This is a genomic window from Gemmatimonadota bacterium, assembly GCA_026706345.1.
Classification (GTDB): domain Bacteria; phylum JAAXHH01; class JAAXHH01; order JAAXHH01; family JAAXHH01; genus JAAXHH01.
This window is the reverse complement of record JAPOYX010000082.1, coordinates 1-972: the sequence shown is the minus strand read 5'-3', so window position 1 is coordinate 972 and position 972 is coordinate 1. Positions and strand designations below refer to the sequence as shown.

At 62.9% G+C, this 972-nt stretch carries 2 protein-coding genes; both read left to right on the top strand.

Going from position 1 to position 972, the window contains the following annotated elements; genetic code table 11:
• Positions 1-123: 123 nt before the first annotated feature.
• Positions 124-426 (top strand): zinc ribbon domain-containing protein, encoded by a 303-nt coding sequence (locus OXG98_06600; GenBank protein MCY3771672.1) that lies wholly within the window; start codon positions 124-126, stop codon positions 424-426.
• A gap of 231 nt (positions 427-657) precedes the next feature.
• Positions 658-972, top strand: a 315-nt coding sequence (crcB, locus tag OXG98_06595; GenBank protein ID MCY3771671.1) for a fluoride efflux transporter CrcB, incomplete at its 3' end; no start/stop codon positions are given.

The window sequence follows — 972 nt, the reverse complement described above, 5'->3', positions numbered from 1 at the left end:
TTGCTACATAGCCTGAGGTTCGTATCCTGAGGCCCAATATCTGATCAGGGGCGTGTCGTCCGAATCCTGCGGACGGCGCGCCCCTTTTCCTGCTACGATGGCGCAGCGACCAGGGAGGCTGCGATGCCCCTGTACGAATATATTTGCCGGGACTGCGGGCCGTTTACCGAGATCGAAAAAATGGCCAGGGCGTCAGAGCCCATGCCTTGCCCATCCTGCGAACAACTTGCCCCGCGCGGCATCAGCGCGCCATTTCTCGCCGATATGGACCCGAACAACCGGATCGCGCACGGGCGTAACGAAAAGAGCGCCCACGAACCTAAAGTCGGAAACGTCAAGAAACACGATCACAGTCACCACGGCCACAGCCACGGCAAGCATAGCCACGTCCACAAGGGCTCGCGCCCCTGGATGATCGGGCACTGAGTACCGGCCGGGAACCGGGCCCGCCGTTTTCGGACAACCTTAAAGAGAAACCGCGGAACCCGGCGCCGAACATTCCGATAATGCGGGTATTTCCGTGCCGGCATCCCAGGGTTGCGCCACGACGGCACGGCATCGCTTTCGGTGCTTGCTGAAACCGGACCCGGACCCTCACCGACCGGCCAATGTGTGCTAGGACAGGACCGCGCAAGGTCAAACGGGATCGGCATTCCGATGACTTATCTCTGGATCGCGCTGGGCAGCGCCATCGGCGGCGTGGGCCGCTACTGGTGCAATTCGCTGGTGACGGCCCGGCTGGGGCCGGAATTTCCCTGGGGCACAATGCTGGTGAATGTGGCCGGCTCGCTGCTCATCGGCGTCGTCGCAGCGCTCAGCGCCTCGATCGACCGCCCGTGGCCGTCGTCTGAGGCCCGCGCCTTCATCATGGTTGGCTTCTGCGGCGGCTACACCACATTTTCCGCATTCAGCCTGCAGACGCTGGAGCTCCTGCACAACGGCGAATGGATCCGGGCCGGGGGCAATATCCTG